The following is a 17790-nucleotide window of genomic DNA, read 5'->3' as shown; positions in this document are numbered from 1 at the left end:
CATGATACCACTCTCTTACCGCACTCTCCACCCTCACCACGCACGACCTCTCTCGCCCATGCACTCTCACCTATCACCCCTCCCCACTCTCACCTCACCACACACTCCTCACCTATCACCCATCACCCCGCACCCATCACCAATCACCCATCACCAATCACCCATCACCAATCACCCATCACCCATCACCAATTACCAATTACCAATTAAAAAATCATGTCAAATATTAAACGCCGTCATTTTCTACAACTAGCTGGTTCTACCTTAGCAACAGTTGGTATTAGCCAATTAGATATAATGCACCAGGGCGATCGCTATGGTCAAGTTCTGGCTCAAAATACATCTCGTAAACTAGCTTTATTAGTGGGAATTAATCAATATTCTGGGATAATTCCACCTTTAAAAGGTTGTGTAACTGATGTCCAATTACAACAAGAGTTATTAGTTCACCGCTTTGGTTTTAACCCTCAAAATATCCTCACATTGACAGATCAACAAGCTACTCGTAAAGGTATCCTCACAGCTTTTGAAGAACATTTGATTAACCAAGCAAAACCCGGAGATGTGGTAGTATTTCACTTTTCTGGACATGGTTCAAGAGTCATAGATCCAGATCGAGATCAACCAGATGGATTCAATAGCACTTTAGTTCCTATAGATAGCAAACTACCAGAAGGTTATCCCATTACTGGTGGTGTGGTATCAGATATTATGGGACACACTTTATTTTTACTCATGTCTGCCTTAAATACAGAAAATGTGACTGTAGTGTTAGATTCTTGTCATTCTGGTGGTGGAACAAGGGGAAATTTGCGGGTACGATCGCGTTTTGGTGGTGACAAATTACAACCAAGTCCAGTAGAACTTGATTATCAAAAACAATGGTTAAGACGTTTAAATCTATCCCCAGAACAGTTTATTGAACTTCGCAGAAAAAACGTGGCGAAAGGAGTTGTGATTGCTAGTGCTAAACGAGATGAATTGGCTGTGGATATGACTTTTAGTGATTTCCATGCAGGGGCTTTTACTTATTCTTTAACCCAATATTTATGGCAACAAACCAATAATCAATCTATCAATAATGCCATCATCAATGTCGGTCGGAATACAGCAACTTTGGCTTATAACCAAGGACGATATCAAAATCCCCAAGTAGAATCTAATCTCAGCCAAGAAAACACCAATCCACCGATTTATTTTACACCTAAAAAGCAATCTCAGCGGAAGCTGTAATCACTAAAGTCCAAAATAACCAAGTACAATTATGGTTAGGTGGACTAGATTCACAAACTCTGGAAGCCTTTAAAAAAGGTGCTATTTTTACGGCTTTAGATAGTGAAGGTAAGCAACGAGGATTAGTGAAACTAGATTCACGACAAGGTTTGATTGGTCAAGGAAAATTACTTCCCACAAAGCAAAATTTACCGCTACAACCAGGAACGTTATTACAAGAACGTATCCGTAGCATTCCCAAAGATATAACTTTAAAAATCGGTATTGATCAATCTTTTGATAATAATACTGCCCAGCAAGCAATCAAATTTCTGCAAGCACTTCCTCGTATTGAACCTAAGCAATTAGGCAGTTCTGAAGTACAGTACATTTTTGGGCGTATGACTCAAGCCAAGTATGCAGAATTACAAGAATTACGGAAAAATAGCATCAAAAATCTTCCCCAGGTAGGTAGTTTAGGCTTATTTTTACCCAGCCAAGATGAGATTATTCCTGCCTCTTTTGGTGAAAATAGAGAAACAGTCCAAGAAGCAATAACCAGATTAAAACCGAAATTTAAATCTCTCTTGGCAGCACGAATTATTAAACAGGTTTTAGGTAATACCAATTCATCACGGCTAAATGTGACTGCTTCCATGAATATTGCTAATAGTCAAACAATAATTGCTGAAACTTTCGCTATTCGTGGTACTAACAAAGTTCCCGTAGATTCAAACCCAACCGTACCAGTATCACCTGTCAAGTTTTCTGAGTTAGGAATACCTCAATTAACTGTAGGAACACAAATTGATTTGCAAATAGAAAATAATGAATCTAGTGATCTCTACGTGAGTATTTTAGTGATTGATGCTGAAGGAACAATGACGATTATTTATCCTAATGATTGGTCAGCTTCAGAAACAGCAGCATTGATCAAGCCAAAACAAAAATTAGTAATTCCTCAAGCTGGTCGTGATGTTTTTAAACTTACCATTAGTGAACCTTTGGGCATTGGGGAAGCACTTGTTATTGCTAGTACCTCACCTTTGCGAACTTCCCTAAGAGTATTACAAAAAATTGCTAAACGCAGCGGTCTAGAAAATCGTAGAAGTCCGATGAATGTTAATGATGATCTGTTAGAGGTGACAGATAGTTTACTCAATGATTTAGATGCAGGTACTCGTAACATCACTTCGGCTTCGCTCAGTACAAGTGCTGACAGGGCAATAACCGAACTCCCAGATAATGTTCGTGGTATTGATACAACAAAACTGGCAGCAATGGCGATCGCCTTTGAAGTTTTAAGGGGTTGAAAAATGTAACAAAATGTAAAATGCCTAAAAACCTCATCCCTCCTGCCTTCTGCCTCCTGCCTTGCCACAACGATAAATTTCAACGCCTACCTACTTAACCAATTACCCATTATCAATTATCCTGTTCTTCCCGCTAAATTAGCAACCACCGCTGCTAATTCTCCAGGATTCACTGGTTTAGGAATATGTAATTGAAAACCTGCTAATAAAGCTTGGGTCCGGTCTTCTGATCTAGCATAAGCTGTTAATGCCACTGCGGGAATTTTCCCTCCTTCATTACTAGGAAGACTTCTGACTTTACGAATTAATGTATAGCCATCTTCTTCTGGCATTCCAATGTCACTAATTAATATATCTGGATGGAATTGTGATAAAGCTGTCATTGCTTCTTGAGTAGAGGCAACAGCAGTCACTTGAGCGCCATATTGTCCTAAAATTGTAGTTAGTAAATTCCTTGTATCTGCTTCATCATCCACTACCAAAACTCGCACATTTTCCAAGATTGATAATTGGTAATTCACAGATTCGCTATTTGTGAGAAATGGTTGTGATTTGGGTGTATCATCTTCATTAATCACGGCTTTCATTGGTAAATTGACAATGAAAGTTGCACCTTGTTCTAGTCCTGGACTGGTAGCGAAAACTTTACCTCCGTGCAGTTCTACTAAATGCCGGACTATAGCTAATCCTAATCCTAATCCACCATGCGATCGCGTAGTTGAACTATCAGCTTGACAAAAACGCTCAAATACATGAGGTAGAAATTCGGTAGCAATTCCCGCACCATTATCACTGACTTGAATCTGCACACGGGACTTAATGCGCTGTATTTTTACCTCCACTTTTCCCCCCTTGGGTGTAAATTTTACAGCATTGGAAAGCAAATTCCAAACTATTTGTTGCAAGCGGTTAGCATCACCTATCACTACTCCCACTGCTGGATCAAATTCCGACTCAATGCAAATATGTTTAGCATCCGCAGCAGGACGCACTGTGTCTATTGCTGCTTCTATTACTGGTACGATTTCCACTGAGGACATATTTAAACGCAGTTTACCACGAATAATCCGAGAAACATCTAATACATCTTCAATTAACTGAGATAAAGACCGACTATTGCGATCAATTGTTTCCAATGCTCTAGCAGTGGTAGCTTCATCAAATTTACGCCTTCTGAGCAACTGTGTCCATCCTAACATGGCATTGAGGGGGGTGCGGAGTTCGTGGGATAGTGTGGCTAAAAATTCATCTTTGATGCGGTTAGCTGCTTCTGCTTCAGTTCTTGCTGCTTTTTCTCGCGCTAGTATTTGTTCTCTTTCTTGTTCTGCTTGCTTGCGTTCTGTAATATCAATCATAAACCCATGTATCTGTTTTGGTCCATCTTTACTCCGCACCACATTCACAATGTCATATAACCAAACCACTCTGCCATCTGCGGCTAACATTCTATATTCAAATTCGTAATTTTCCTCGGTTTGTGAACTCATCAGGCAATACTTAACTGCCCACTCTTTGTCTTCAGGATGGATATGTTCTTCCCAAAAATTATCACTGTAACAATCAGTTAATGAATAACCGAGTATTTCTTCTGTTTGCAGACCAATGTATGTAAAATTTCCAGTTTTAGGATCTGCTTCCCAAGGAATGACGCGCACTTTTTCTGTTAATTTGCGGAATTTTTCTTCGCTTTGTTTGAGAGCATTTTCAGCTTGCTTTTGTTCTGTAATATCTCTAATGAGGGCAACAAATCCTTCTACTTTTCCTTGCTGATTGAATTGGGGAATATAAGTAACGCTGGTATCATGAATTGTACCATTTTGATGCAAGAGTTTCGTTTCATAAGTGACTTGATTTCCAGATAATACTGTTTTTACATAAGGAACAATTTTTTTATAAACTGACTCTCCTAAGATTTCTTTTATGTGTTTTCCATAAATTTCAGCAATAGGTATACCAAACCATTCTTCATATCTTTTATTATTAAAACGATAACGCTGTTGAGCATCTACATAGGAAATCTGTACTGGTAAAGAATCGGTAATCAATCGCAGTTGTTCTTCCTGTTTTCTCAGGGAATCTTCTGCTTTTTTGCGCTCGCTCACATCAACAACAAAACCAATTACTTGATCTGAATTATCTTCTAATAAAGCTAAACCAAGTAAAACATTAACCAGACTACCATCTTTGCGGATATATTGTTTTTCAAAAGGTTGACAAACTCCTTGGTCTCTCAGTTCCACTATTGAGCGATCGCTTTTTTCCAGATATTCTGGAGGTGTCATTTTTCGGCAGTTTATTCTTCCTGCTAGTAGTTCTTCTCGTGTATAACCTACCATGTTTAAAAAGGCATCATTCGCTTCTAAAATACCGCCTTGCATATCGGTTATAATCACTCCAATGATGTTGGCATCTTTTAACCTGCGAAATCTCGCTTCACTTGCTGCTAGGTGTTTAAAACTTATTTCTAATTTCTGCTTAGAAGTACGTAATTCTGAGTTTAGCCAACTGATAAACATTGTCACCAGCGTAAACAATCCTAACTTAATGATACTGTCTGGACTGTCAACAGAAAATGAAAATTGGGGATTGATAAAAAAGTATTTAACAAGTAGAGCCGACAAAACAGTAGCTAATAACCCAGACTTAATGCCACCATACCAGGTACTCACTGCTATAGCCGCAAAAAATATCAGAAAGATAGAGCGATCTAAAAATGGCTCTAACAGGAATGTTAATACCAAGGCGATACCAACACATAAAATGGACACAAAATAGTTTGATAGAAGAGAAATTTTTCCTTTCAATTTAGCATCTCCTCTGGTGCTGCAAGCTACTTGCAGTCATGAAATTTGTAAGCGACAGGAATATAGCTCCAGACCTATTATGCAACAGGACAATACAAAGCTTACATTTCTGGAATAGGAATCTACCTAAAGTAGTAAAAATCAATGCAAACAAACCTTTTCTAGTATAGTATACTTTCTCTGATTTAAATTATATTGTTAGCGGTGCTGATAGCAACAGAAATTATTGATTTAGGACTTACGTAAGATGTGACTGAAAACCTTATTCTTGCGTAGGGGTAATTCATGAATTACCCCTACTTTCGTTCCCTTTTGCGTAAGTCCCGTTATTAAATTTTGCTCCTAGACGGATACGACATGATTGATTTTGTTCTTCGTTAAACTTAGCTACAGCTTGTTGCATATCTAAAGCCATATTTGCTATGGACATAGGATGATCACTGCGATGATTAGGTAATCCAGCAACTGTCATGTAAGCATCACCAATAGTTTTGATTTTTTTGACTCCATGCAGTTCGGCTAATTCATCAAATAAGCAGAATATTTCGTTAATAAATAAATGCTATTTTCTACATACAAATATAAAGGATGCTTAATTAAATTTAAATTTATTCAGCAAGCCCTACTTAAAGAAAAAATTGTTCCTATCCAACTCTTGAAACTGTCACCGTGGCGTAGCACCTGTCACCTGTCACTGGTCATTCACAGATAACTTTTTCAGCAAACCCTATTTGCAAGTCCGATATTTCGGAAGTTAACAGCGCCTCTAGTTGGTTTATACCAAAATTTCTTTTGGGAATCATGCACTTTTTGGGTTATGAGTAATTAAAGATGAATGAGTTGGGAGAAAACCTAACATGGGTCGCAACCCCACTTTAACTTTTGATCGTGGTACGTTAATTTTACATCCTCCTCCACGCTGCAAAGCTTGGATAGATTTTGCTACCTGGGATGATAGAATTGAAAAATTCCGCATTCCCGCGATTAGATACCGTTGTTTAGTCGAAGCTCTGCAAGCAGAAGATACTTTTTTTATTGATGAGGCTAAGGAATTTTCTCCTTTGGAGTTAGTCGCTAGTTTAGAAATGACTCCCTATCCCCACCAAAATGAGGCTTTAGCGGCTTGGAAGTTGGCAGGTAGACAGGGTGTGGTGGTGCTACCCACGGCAGCGGGTAAGACTTATTTGGCACAAATGGCCATGGAAGCAACACCCCGCACTACTTTAATTGTTGTTCCAACTTTGGATTTAATGCACCAGTGGTATGCACACCTAAAAGCGGCTTTTCCTGATATGGAGTTAGGTTTGTTGGGTGGTGGTTCACGGGATAGAACACCGATTTTAGTGGCAACTTATGATAGTGCGGCTATTCATGCGGAAAGTTTGGGTAATAAATATGCGCTGATTATTTTTGATGAATGTCATCATTTACCTACAGATTTTAATCGAGTGATTGCGGAATATGCGATCGCACCTTATCGTTTAGGACTTTCTGCTACACCAGAACGCACCGATGGCAAACACGCTGATTTAAATATTCTCATCGGTAGAGAAGTTTATCGGCAGCGTGCTGAAGATTTGGCAGGTAAGGCTTTAGCAGAACATCAAGTTATACAGATAAAAGTCAAATTATCTCAACTTGAAAGAGAAAGATATAATCAGTTAATTCAAACTCGGAATGATTTTTTAAAGCAATCTCGCATTTCTTTGGGCAGTTTGCAAGGTTGGCAAACTTTTGTCCAAATGAGTGCGCGATCGCAAAATGGACGCAGAGCAATGTTAGCACATCGTCAAGCTAAAGAAATCGCTCTGGGGACTGATGGGAAGTTAAGAATTCTTGCTGATTTATTAGCTGAACATTACCCCTCTAGAGTGTTGATTTTTACGGCTGATAATGCTACGGTTTACCGTATTTCGGGTGAGTTGTTAATTCCTGCTATTACTCATCAAACTCCTGTGAAAGAACGGCATGAAATTTTAACTAAGTTTAAGGAAGGTATTTATAATACTTTGGTGGCTTCTCATGTTTTAAATGAGGGTGTTGATGTTCCTTCTGCTTCTATAGCAATTATTCTTTCTGGTACTGGTTCTGCAAGGGAATATATCCAGCGTTTGGGTCGGGTTTTACGTAAGGGAAATATGGAAAATAAACAGGCGATTTTATATGAAGTTGTGGCGGAAGATACGAGTGAGGAGGGTACTTCGGCTAGAAGACGAGGTTTAAGAGGGAATGAACCGCAAAGTACGCAAAGTACGCAAAGTCAGGAGGAGAAGAAAGAGGATAAGAAGAAGGATAGAAGGGGTAATTTAAGGGTTGTTTATGGGGGTGGTAAGGAAAGAGAAAATCAAAGGGATTTGCGGGCGGCTGAACAGTTGGAAATTAATTATTCTCTTAATAAGAAAAATGTTGACAACGGAGTTATTGATTCATCGTCAAAATGGGGAGGAAATTATCCCGAAGAGACTGAAACTTGATGATAAACATTTGGGTTTAGCTAGTGATTTAATTCAGTTTTTTCAGGATGCTGTGAGGAAGTCTCAAGGGGTTCTTGAACGTCAATTGGCTGATTTTGAAGGTGATACTACTGATTATCGAATGAAGCGCGGTTTGGCTTATATTCTGAAAAGTAGTTTCTGCACTTTTGAGGTTGTTAGTCCTCTTGAACCTGCTATGTTAAGAGAACGGGTGTTTTCTCTGGCTGCAAAATCTGTTTCTAGTCGGGAAAATACAGAGGTAATTTTAACTAAAATTTCTGATGATTTAAGTCGGGAATTACAACGGGAAGTTTTACCTGTTCATGTTCATGAAGGTCTTTATGCTGATTTATCGGAAAATAAAATTTTAACCTCTTTTGATGCTCCTAAACCTGAAGATTTATTACATCGTTATAATTTGTCTCAGGTACAAGGTGTGTTTTATAAAGCTACTCATTTGGTGTTAAATGCTCATCGCAATGTACCAGGAGAATATAAGTTATTGTTCCGTTATTTGAAGTTGTTTCAATTAATGGCTTATATTGAAGGTGATGCGGATCATGGTTTTACTATTAGTATTGATGGTCCGACAAGTTTGTTTAGTCCTAGTACCCGTTATGGTTTGGCGATCGCTAAATTAATTCCTGCTTTACTTCATGTGACAAAATGGAGTTTATCTGCAACTTTACAAACACGAGATTTTTATACTAATGAATGGAAAACTGGCAGGTTTACACTCAATTCTGAATGTGGTTTAGTCTCTCACTATCCTCAAGGTAAGCCTTATGATAGTATGTTAGAACAATCTTTTGCTGATAAATGGGATAATTTAAAAAGTGGTTGGATTTTAGAACGGGAAGTTGATTTAATTCCTATTCCTGGAAGTGTGATGATTCCCGATTTTCGGCTGGTACATCCTGATGGTAGAACTTTTTTATTAGAAATTGTCGGTTATTGGCGACCAGAATATTTACAAAAAAAATTTTCTCAAGTACGCCGTGCTAATTGTGATAATTTAATATTAGCTATTTCGGAAAGATTGAATTTAGAAAAAGCAGGTGTAAAATTAGATAATGTCCCTGCTAGAATTGTTTGGTTTAAAGAAAAATTATTACCCAAAGCAGTTTTAGCGGTAATGGGTGATGGGTGATGGGTAATTGGTAATTGGTAATTGGTAATTGGTAATTAGTAATAACACCCAGATCCCCGACTTCTGCGTTCAAGTCACAATTTATTGACAGGATAATAAAAGGAAATTGGGGATCTGATGACTCTTAATTATTACTGCTCAAATTCTCATTAATTAACTGTTGAAATTCCTCTAAAGAATTGATGCTAATGCTGGGTAAAAGTAAGGTTTCTAATACAGACATATCATCAATTTGATTGATAGATTTGACGAGGTCATCTGGTAAAATATCAAAACGATTTTGCAGAATTTTGATAATATCTTGTTTGCGTGTTTCTTTTGCTCCTATTTGCTGACCAATTTGTTGCCCAATTTGTTGACCAATTTGTTGACCAATTTGTTGACCTCTTTCTAGTGCCATTTCTTCTATTGTGCTTAAAAAAGGCATATTGCGCTCCTTTTCGTATTGATTAAGTTTATTTTTAAATTCCAGTTCTAGTTGTGTTGGTAAAGTCATCATTTTATCAAGAAACTTACCTAAATTAATGATATCAAATTTAGTTAAGCCCCTTTCATACAAACTTCTGACTAAATTCCATTTCCATTGTTCTCTTTGGGTTAAATTGCTAGTAGTAGCTTTGGTTTTTAAATGCGCCATGACTACTGTAGCAAAAACATTATCACTAGCTTCTAATTGCTCCCACTGATAATCTAAGAGTTTCACGTTACTGAAAGTCATTTTAACTTGGCTTTCTCCCATGCCGTATTCATAAGAATTGGGTCGCCAAGTTTTACTCTCATCTCCTAGTATAGCTAAACTGATGACGGGTTTATGATATAAATCAAAGGCGCGATAGTTATAGATAAACATTCGCTGGGAAAATTCTTTATCATATTGGCTTTGTACCTCAATATGAATCAAAATCCAAACTTCTTGGTTATCTAGTAACCAAACCTTATACAATTTATCAGCATAGCGTTTTTCTGTTTGGGAAGATGCTGTAATTTGCTCTAATTCTTTATCGAGGGAAATGGGGGTTTTTTGCCAATTAATTTGTTGATGAAGATGGGGGTAAAAGAAAGATACAAAAGATTCAAAGTATTCTGATATTGCTTCTTTCCATGTTTCGTCATAATTAGCGGTAGTTTCATTCATTCAAGCACCTGGGAAAAATCTATTACTTACTAAGTATTTACTAAATATTAGGATCTATACCATGAGAACGTAATATTTCTTCTAAACGTTGCGATCGCAATCTTTCAGATTCAGCTTTTTTCCTTTCAAATTCAGCTTTTTTCCTTTCAAATTCTGCCCGTTCCCTTTCCTGTTGCAGTAGTTCTTCTGCTGTTAAATATCTCTTTCGTTGTTCATCATACCAATATAACCATTCTCTGGTAATTCCTTGATATTTTCCTTCTTCTCTACCTATTCCTAAATTCAATTCTGATAACCATACTGCTTCACCTGGCAATAATTGATATTTGCCATTTTCTAATTTATAAACCTCTAACTTTTGTTTCCTTTTTCTTAATGGGTTATAAATCACATAATATAAAATTCCTAATTCTGCATATTCTTGTTTCTTTTGGGTATATTCTCCCCTTCTAGTTTGAGATACTACTTCTAACACCATGATTGGTAGTTTTTGTTCTTCCCATAACACATAGGATAAACGTAAATCTGAGTCAATAATTCTCGGTACACCAATACTCAGAAATCCATCTGGTACTATTGCTGGTTTATCTGGATCATAATATATTCCCATATCTACGCCAAAAAACCAATCCATTCTTTCTGACCAAATTAAGGCGAGTATGGTTTTTAGTAACCCTGGTATTAAGTCTTGTAATTCGTTATCCACTGGTGTATCGTCTGAATCTGGTAAGTCTTCAGCAGAGGGTAAACATTGCCGAGTATCATATTTTAATAACATATCTTCTCAAACCAATCAATGTTTCTTTTTTACAATATAACATATATAATACATCAAGAATCATTGAATGCAGATAAACACAGATAAAGATGAATAATTAATTCAATGTCCAAAATATAAAATTTTCCTTAATTTTAAATTATATGTAATTAGCATTACAAATCTATCTGGGGCATGATTTATAATTATCCCCAGTTAGAATATTTTTATGAAAAAACTCAAAATCATGAAAACTAAAATTTCTGTCATTTTAACAATTGTAGCGGCTGTTTTTGGTGTGAATAGTGCCGTTTATGCACAATCAACTGAGCAAGTTAATCAAGGAAATTTTACTTTAAAAAGTGATTCTTTAGTTGATGTTAATGATCGTCGTGCAGAAAATGATTTTAGCAGATTTTTTAATCAACAAAATAATCAAGGTACGGAAAATAATACTTCTGAAGAATTGCCCTTGAGTGAATCAATCACAATTCCTGCTACTCTTATTTTTCTGCAACCAGCAAATCAAAATTTGAATGAAAATGATGGTCTGCAACTACAGTTAGATTTAAGTGATAACCAATAGGAATAATTGGTAATGGGTAATGGGTAAAAACTGTCACCTGTCACCTGTCACCTAATTTCTGACTCCCAAAAGATAATTTGGCAACATTTTGCAGTAAAATTAATACTTTGGAGAGAAGAGGTTTTTTTAATGACTCGTGTCATCATTGTGCGTCATGGTCAAAGTACCTATAATATTGAAAGACGTATCCAAGGACGTACTGATGCGTCAACTTTAACGAAAAAAGGTCAAGACGATGCTAGGAAAACGGGTAAAGCTCTGAGTAATATAGCATTTAAGGCTATTTACACCAGTCCCCTGAACCGCGCTAAAACAACAGCAGAAATTATTTGCAGTGAGTTAGTGGAAAAGTTTGGGGAAATACAAGTTTCCGAAAATTTAGTAGAAGTAGACTTACCGTTATGGGCGGGAATGTTATCTGTTGATGTCAAAGAGAAATTCCCTGATGATTATAGTATATGGAAAAAACGTCCCCATGAATTGCGGATGATGATTAATGATGCAGATGGGACAAGAGAACATTTTCCAGTTTTAGCTTTATACGCACAAGCACAGCAGTTTTGGCAAGAAATTTTACCCCGTCATCAAGGGGAAACTATTCTTATAGTTGGACATAATGGTATTAACCGAGCTTTAATTAGTACGGCTTTGGGTATTCCTCCTAGTGGTTATCATGGACTACAACAGTCTAACTGTAACATTAGTGTGTTAAATTTTGCTGGTGGTTTGGGTGAACCTGTGCAGTTAGAATCAATGAATCAAACGCAACACCTGGGAGATACTTTACCGAGTTTACGCCCCAATCATCAAGGATTTAGGTTATTATTAGTACGTCACGGCGAAACCGAATGGAATCGTCAAGGTAAGTTTCAAGGGCAAATTGATGTACCTTTGAATGATAATGGCAGAAGCCAAGCGGGAAAAGCTGGGGAGTTTCTCAAAGATGTGACATTTGATTTTGCTTTTAGTAGCACTATGGCACGTCCCAAAGAAACCGCAGAAATTATTCTTAAACACCATTCTCAGATTAATTTGCAGTTATTGGACGGTTTAAGAGAAATTAGTCACGGAACCTGGGAAGGTAAATTTGAATCAGAAATAGAACAGCAATTTCCCGGAGAGTTGGAACGTTGGCGCACTGTTCCGGCTGAGGTGCAAATGCCAGAAGGGGAAAATTTACAACAGGTACATGAACGCAGTGTAGCGGCTTGGCAGTCAATATTAGCAACTGCTGAGAAAAATCAGTTACAAACGGGCTTAGTGGTTGCCCACGATGCGACTAATAAAACTTTGCTTTGTCATATTCTAGGATTATCACTGGAAAATTTCTGGAATTTCCGTCAAGGTAATGGGGCTGTAAGTGTCATTGATTACCCTAATGGTGCTGGTGGTTTACCCGTATTGCAAGCAATGAATATTACTGGTCATTTAAGTGGTGGTGTGTTAGATAAGACAGCCGCAGGAGCATTATAATTGCGCTGATTAGCATATCTGGGGCGGGCAAGATGCCCACCCCACATTATATTCTTCCCTAATCACCAACTACCAATTAGAACAGATATTTTAAGTATTAAAACAGACATGATAAATGAACTTCTACAACAAGTAAGGGTAATTGATCCGGTTTCGGAAACTGACCAAATAGCCGATGTATTAATTGTTGAGGGTGAAATTAAAGCGATCGCTCCCCAAATTTCCGATATTAGCGCCGATACTGTTATTAAAGATTGTCGGGGTTTAGTTGTAGGTACTGGTTTAGTTGATTTATATAGTCATTCCAGCGAACCAGGGTTTGAAGAAAGAGAAACTTTGGTTTCTTTGCTGCAAGCTGCATCTGCTGGTGGTTTTACGAGGGTAACAGTATTACCAGACACAAATCCAGCTATTGATAATCCCGCTTTAGTGACACAGTTACAGCAAAAAAGAGTAGAGAAAGGTTCACCCCATCTTCAGGTTTGGGGGGGAATGACTTTAGATTTAGCTGGTAAACAGTTAACTGAGTTTGCGGATTTAGTTACTACTGGGGTTGTGGGTTTTACGGATGGGAAACCTTGGGAAAATTTGGGTATAGTCAGACGGGTTTTAGAATATCTGCAACCTTTTGGTAAAGTTGTGGCGTTTTCTCCCTGCGATCGCTCTTTGTCTTTAAATGGTACAATCCGAGAAGGTGCGGAGGCGTTGCGTATCGGTTTACCCCATGTTCCTCCTAGTGCGGAAACAAGTGCGATCGCTGCTTTATTGGAATTAGTCGCGGAAATTAGGACACCTGTACATATTATGCGGGTTTCTACTTCCCGGAGTGTGGAATTAATTGCTACTGCAAAATTTCAGGGTTTACCAGTGACAGCTAGTACCACTTGGATGCACCTGTTATTGAACACCGCAGATATTAAGAGTTATCATACTAGCTTGCATTTAGAACCACCTTTAGGTAATGCTACTGATGTGAAAGCTTTGCGTGCTGGTGTGCGTGGAGGTGTAATAGATGCGATCGCCATTGATCATGCAGCTTATACTTACGAAGAGAAAGTACAAGCTTTTAGTGAATCACCACCAGGAGCAATAGGATTAGAATTAGCATTACCCTTACTATGGGAAAATCTCGTAGAAACTGGAGAATTTACAGCTTTAGAATTATGGCAAGTTTTGAGTAATAAACCAGCAGCTTGTTTACAACAACAAATCAAACCGATTAAACCAGGGGAAAAAGCAGAGTTAACATTATTTGATCCTGAAAAAATCTGGAGAGTTAGTCGAGAAAGTCTTTATTCACAAGCTGATAATACACCTTGGTTTGGCAAAGATATTAAAGGTAGAGTTTTACAAACTTGGTGTTAATAGGGAACTACCAGATTATTTACTTTTGTAAAGTTTGATATTTCGACTTATGGGGGTATGAAGAGGGTTGAAATACCCTTATCTTATGGTTTTGGGGATTTGTAACGAAATGTAAAGCAATGTATTACTTTTGTCGCTAAGAGCTAGAAAGACCTATATTCAGCAATCTTGGGTAATTTGCAAAAAATATTAGTTTTTTGGGTTGACATCTTAGAGTTTTTGTTTTATAGTGTATTTATTGGCTGGAAACAGCAAACAGCACCTTGAAAATTAAATACTGATTAACCTTGTTACATTACCGTTTCCGTAGCTTGGCGCAAACGCCTTTTGAAAGCTAACTGTATCAAGGTCTCGATGACTATAGGGTTTTTCATAACCAATTCCCCGCAAGGGGATGGAAACAAACATAGTCTACCACACCCTACGACACAGGTATAAAAAATGTTTTTCATAACCAATTCCCCGCAAGGGGATGGAAACATTCCCACATTTCAAGTAAACCTTGATAGCTGACATTAATAGGTTTTTCATAACCAATTCCCCGCAAGGGGATGGAAACTGAATCGCTTTTCAATCTTGGTGAGTGCGATCGCCAAATTGTTTTTCATAACCAATTCCCCGCAAGGGGATGGAAACTCAGATGGTTTTAGATTTTAAATTGAGATTAGATGTTTCAAGTTTTTCATAACCAATTCCCCGCAAGGGGATGGAAACTTTAACCCTGTTTTAACATGAGTGTACCAGCCAGACTTTTTGTTATGATCCCGTTTTTCATAACCAATTCCCCGCAAGGGGATGGAAACTTTAACCCTGTTTTAACATGAGTGTACCAGCCAGACTTTTTGTTATGATCCCGTTTTTCATAACCAATTCCCCGCAAGGGGATGGAAACAAGTCTTTGATGTGTTCTGAGCTCTCTCCGTATACCTCAACCATGTTTTTCATAACCAATTCCCCGCAAGGGGATGGAAACAATACTCCTTCTACAACTTCAACTAACTCATCTGATTTGAGTTTTTCATAACCAATTCCCCGCAAAGGGATGGAAACCAGCAGACAGTTCCAGACAGGTGTCTGTAAGGGTCATCAGTTTTTCATAACCAATTCCGCGTAAGGGGATGGAAACTTGGCAAAGTCTTGATTCTGCTCAGAAGTTTTTCACAACCAATTACCCAGAAGAGCATGAAAACAAACCCCCGATCGCAACAATTAAAACAAATGCGATCGCGCTATTTTCCATAATTCCCAGCAAGGGGCTAAATATATTACAAATACGGGATTTCTTAAAGAAACCCCATATCTATCAGTAGTTATAAACTTGCAAATTTAAGTTAATTCTAACCAACCTTGATAACCGGTCACAATGCGATCGCCATCTTTGAGAATATGAACTTCTATTTGATCACTCGCCCAACTAATTTGATCTTTAAATTCTGGGTTAAAAACATGAACTTTTTGATTTCTGGAAGAAACCGGAGACAAAGGAGAATTAATAGCTAAAGACTGGACAAAAGGACCATCTATTAAAATATCTAATTCTGCTAATAATTCCTGAGAACCAGGAGGTGCAGATTCAGATTGTAATTCTTTTAAAGTAAAACCAGTAAAAGCCATCACATTTAAACCAGCGGCTTTAACTTTATGTGCTAAACTAGCTAATGCGGAAGCTTGCCAAAATGGTTCTCCACCAGAAAAAGTTACACCTGTATTATGGGGGTTTTTAATAATATCTTCAGCTAGTTTATCAATCGCAACTAATTGATTTATTTCAAATTCCCAAGATGCGGGATTAAAACAACCTTCACACTCACGCGGACAACCTTGCACCCAAACCACAGCGCGACAACCAGGACCATTCACTTCTGATTTATCAACATAACCCATGATGTTAAGATAACCATCGGGAATTTGTTTCAGTGCTGATAAGATTTCTGTTGTTGTTTTTGTTGTTGCCATATTTATTTAACTCGTGAAAAATATAACTGTAAGCAAGTAGGTAATAGGTAATAGGTAATAGGTAATAGGTAATAGGTAATAGGTAATAGGTAATAGGTAATAGGTAATAGGTAATAGGTAATAGGTAATAGGTAATAGGTAATAGGTAATAGGAAAAAATAAAATTGATTACCCAGTCACCAGTCCCCAGTCACCAGTCCCCAGTCCCCAGTCACCAGTCCCCAGTCCCCAGTCACCAGTCACCGTTTGTATTGCCATCCTTCCCTGATATTCTTGTCTAAATTGTGTAATTCCTTCAATAATATTTGGTAAATCAATTGTCTCTAGAGGACGATTAATTTGCTGTAGTTTATTTGACGAAACAGCATCCAGTTTAACGGCAACAATATCCGCTATTGATAAAGCTTGACGGACTAATTTATCACCTAACAATGTGCTATTAGTTAATACTTTAGTTAATACTACTGCTGGTTCTTTAAAGATTTCTTTTGTAGCTGTGAGAATTTCAGCTAAATTTAATGCTAAAGTAGGTTCACCACTACCACTAAAAGTTACTACATCTAATGGTATTTGTCGGAGTGCGATCGCTTGCAATTCTGAGATAATTTGGCTAGTAGGTATAAACATCTGTCGCTGAGTTGTTTGGTGTTGAATATTCCCTAACTGACAATAAACGCAGTTAAAGGAACAGGTAGATATTATCCCTATAGGATCAATACCAAGCGATCGCCCAAATCTCCACGATTTTACCAGTCCATAAACTGCGGTACAGTGAGGTTTTTCTACAGATAGTGACTCACTCATAACTACCTCACAACTTAGCCTAATTTGATATAGCAGGTGACAGTTTACAAATCAAATTACAAGTCAAAATTCATGCGTTCAAAAGTTGAAAGTTTTACCTATTGATAAATCAAGAGGATTGAACGATGTCTAAAGACTTACGCTTCACAAAAAGACTGTTTCAACCAATCTTATTGAGAATTTATCATTAGTTTGTGAGGAAGTTGTGAGGTAAATTTTCTTATCTTTTGGTAGTGAATACAGTTGTAAACATCATCACCATACCACCTAAAAGAATAGCGATCGCTAATCCTCCTGTGAGCAAATCTAACGTATTATTATCTATGTTCATTGTTTAATCAGTCCCAAATTTACTAAAAATTTACTAAAAATTTACTGTAATTTTCTGAGTAAATTACTATTTTTACAAATGCAATTATATCATATCTTGTGAAATACTTATCATATCTGTTGGGGGTGGTAATTGGTAATGGGTAATTGGTAATTGTAAGAAGGCAATTATAGCTGTAGTTAAGAATTTTCTTAATTGTAGAAAAAAATCATAGTTACGAATAAAAAAAATGATTACCTGGAAATTTATGTAAAGAAAAACCAGCATTTGTATGTTCTTGCCATGATTCTAATTCATAATCAGTAAATGCTGGATCTTGTAAACCGCCAAAAACACTCATAGGAAAATCAAAAGCTGGTTTTGTTGGTCATAATAGGGTTTGGGTGCTGTTAAATAATATTTTTTAAACATATTAACTGATAATCCCATA

The 17790-nt window shown here is 37.3% G+C and carries 15 protein-coding genes and 1 CRISPR repeat array; of the genes, 8 read left to right on the top strand and 7 right to left on the bottom strand.

Features of this window, described 5'->3' with window-relative positions; genetic code table 11:
* The 3 genes from FFR48_RS01430 to FFR48_RS29220 all read left to right on the top strand — a co-directional run.
* A partial coding sequence (locus FFR48_RS01430; protein WP_236103969.1) for a hypothetical protein occupies positions 1-210 on the top strand: 210 nt, incomplete at its 5' end.
* A 6-nt stretch (positions 211-216) separates the two neighbouring features.
* The gene (locus FFR48_RS29225) at positions 217-1233 is read left to right on the top strand and encodes a caspase family protein (protein WP_236103968.1); all 1017 of its coding nucleotides are present in this window, start codon (positions 217-219) and stop codon (positions 1231-1233) included.
* A gap of 125 nt (positions 1234-1358) precedes the next feature.
* The gene (locus tag FFR48_RS29220) at positions 1359-2525 is read left to right on the top strand and encodes a DUF4384 domain-containing protein (RefSeq protein WP_236103967.1); all 1167 of its coding nucleotides are present in this window, start codon (positions 1359-1361) and stop codon (positions 2523-2525) included.
* A gap of 116 nt (positions 2526-2641) precedes the next feature.
* On the opposite strand, the gene FFR48_RS01420 is transcribed toward FFR48_RS29220, so the two are convergent.
* On the bottom strand, positions 2642-5293 hold the full coding sequence (locus tag FFR48_RS01420) for a hybrid sensor histidine kinase/response regulator (protein WP_236103966.1): 2652 nt from the start codon (positions 5291-5293) through the stop codon (positions 2642-2644).
* A 319-nt stretch (positions 5294-5612) separates the two neighbouring features.
* Positions 5613-5825, bottom strand: a complete 213-nt coding sequence (locus FFR48_RS01415) for an adenylate/guanylate cyclase domain-containing protein (protein WP_236103970.1) — start codon at positions 5823-5825, stop codon at positions 5613-5615.
* A 361-nt stretch (positions 5826-6186) separates the two neighbouring features.
* Between FFR48_RS01415 and FFR48_RS01410 the strand changes: the two genes are divergently transcribed.
* Both FFR48_RS01410 and FFR48_RS01405 read left to right on the top strand, forming a co-directional pair.
* A complete protein-coding gene (locus FFR48_RS01410; protein WP_137666108.1) occupies positions 6187-7803 on the top strand; it encodes a DEAD/DEAH box helicase family protein in 1617 nt (538 codons plus the stop codon).
* Positions 7733-8953, top strand: a complete 1221-nt coding sequence (locus FFR48_RS01405; protein ID WP_096571815.1) for a DUF790 family protein — start codon at positions 7733-7735, stop codon at positions 8951-8953. Before FFR48_RS01410 ends, FFR48_RS01405 begins: the two co-directional genes overlap by 71 nt.
* 124 nt (positions 8954-9077) lie before the next feature.
* Here the strand turns inward: FFR48_RS01405 and FFR48_RS01400 are convergent, their stop codons facing one another.
* Together FFR48_RS01400 and FFR48_RS01395 are read right to left on the bottom strand one after the other, a co-directional pair.
* Positions 9078-10088, bottom strand: a complete 1011-nt coding sequence (locus FFR48_RS01400; RefSeq protein ID WP_137666107.1) for an RpnC/YadD family protein — start codon at positions 10086-10088, stop codon at positions 9078-9080.
* 40 nt (positions 10089-10128) lie between these two features.
* Positions 10129-10866: a Uma2 family endonuclease gene (locus FFR48_RS01395; protein ID WP_137666106.1), complete on the bottom strand. Its 738-nt coding sequence runs from the start codon at positions 10864-10866 to the stop codon at positions 10129-10131.
* Between the two features lie 226 nt (positions 10867-11092).
* On the opposite strand from FFR48_RS01395, the gene FFR48_RS01390 reads away from it, so the two are divergent.
* The 3 genes from FFR48_RS01390 to FFR48_RS01380 all read left to right on the top strand — a co-directional run bounded on the left by FFR48_RS01390 (position 11093) and on the right by FFR48_RS01380 (position 14269).
* On the top strand, positions 11093-11431 hold the full coding sequence (locus tag FFR48_RS01390) for a hypothetical protein (protein ID WP_187040129.1): 339 nt from the start codon (positions 11093-11095) through the stop codon (positions 11429-11431).
* 129 nt (positions 11432-11560) lie between these two features.
* The gene (locus tag FFR48_RS01385; RefSeq protein ID WP_137666104.1) at positions 11561-12904 is read left to right on the top strand and encodes a histidine phosphatase family protein; all 1344 of its coding nucleotides are present in this window, start codon (positions 11561-11563) and stop codon (positions 12902-12904) included.
* 108 nt (positions 12905-13012) lie between these two features.
* Entirely contained in the window at positions 13013-14269 is a 1257-nt protein-coding gene (locus tag FFR48_RS01380) for a dihydroorotase (RefSeq protein WP_201277553.1), read from the top strand.
* A 365-nt stretch (positions 14270-14634) separates the two neighbouring features.
* A CRISPR array of direct repeats spans positions 14635-15396; the repeat unit is 38 nt; unit sequence GTTTTTCATAACCAATTCCCCGCAAGGGGATGGAAACT.
* Positions 15397-15595: 199 nt separating this feature from the next.
* Here FFR48_RS01380 and FFR48_RS01375 read toward each other — a convergent pair.
* The 3 genes from FFR48_RS01375 to FFR48_RS29955 all read right to left on the bottom strand — a co-directional run bounded on the left by FFR48_RS01375 (position 15596) and on the right by FFR48_RS29955 (position 17700).
* On the bottom strand, positions 15596-16225 hold the full coding sequence (locus FFR48_RS01375; RefSeq protein WP_137666103.1) for a 4Fe-4S single cluster domain-containing protein: 630 nt from the start codon (positions 16223-16225) through the stop codon (positions 15596-15598).
* Positions 16226-16393: 168 nt separating this feature from the next.
* Entirely contained in the window at positions 16394-17029 is a 636-nt protein-coding gene (locus tag FFR48_RS01370) for a radical SAM protein (RefSeq protein WP_137666102.1), read from the bottom strand.
* Between the two features lie 545 nt (positions 17030-17574).
* On the bottom strand, positions 17575-17700 hold the full coding sequence (locus tag FFR48_RS29955; RefSeq protein ID WP_265586217.1) for a hypothetical protein: 126 nt from the start codon (positions 17698-17700) through the stop codon (positions 17575-17577).
* Between the last annotated feature and the right edge of the window lie 90 nt (positions 17701-17790).

Origin of the sequence: Sphaerospermopsis reniformis (assembly GCF_005402885.1) — a bacterium.
Taxonomy (GTDB): Bacteria; Cyanobacteriota; Cyanobacteriia; order Cyanobacteriales; family Nostocaceae; genus Sphaerospermopsis; species Sphaerospermopsis kisseleviana.
Note: the sequence above shows the minus strand (reverse complement) of the source record. Positions and strands in the feature narration are given on the sequence as shown.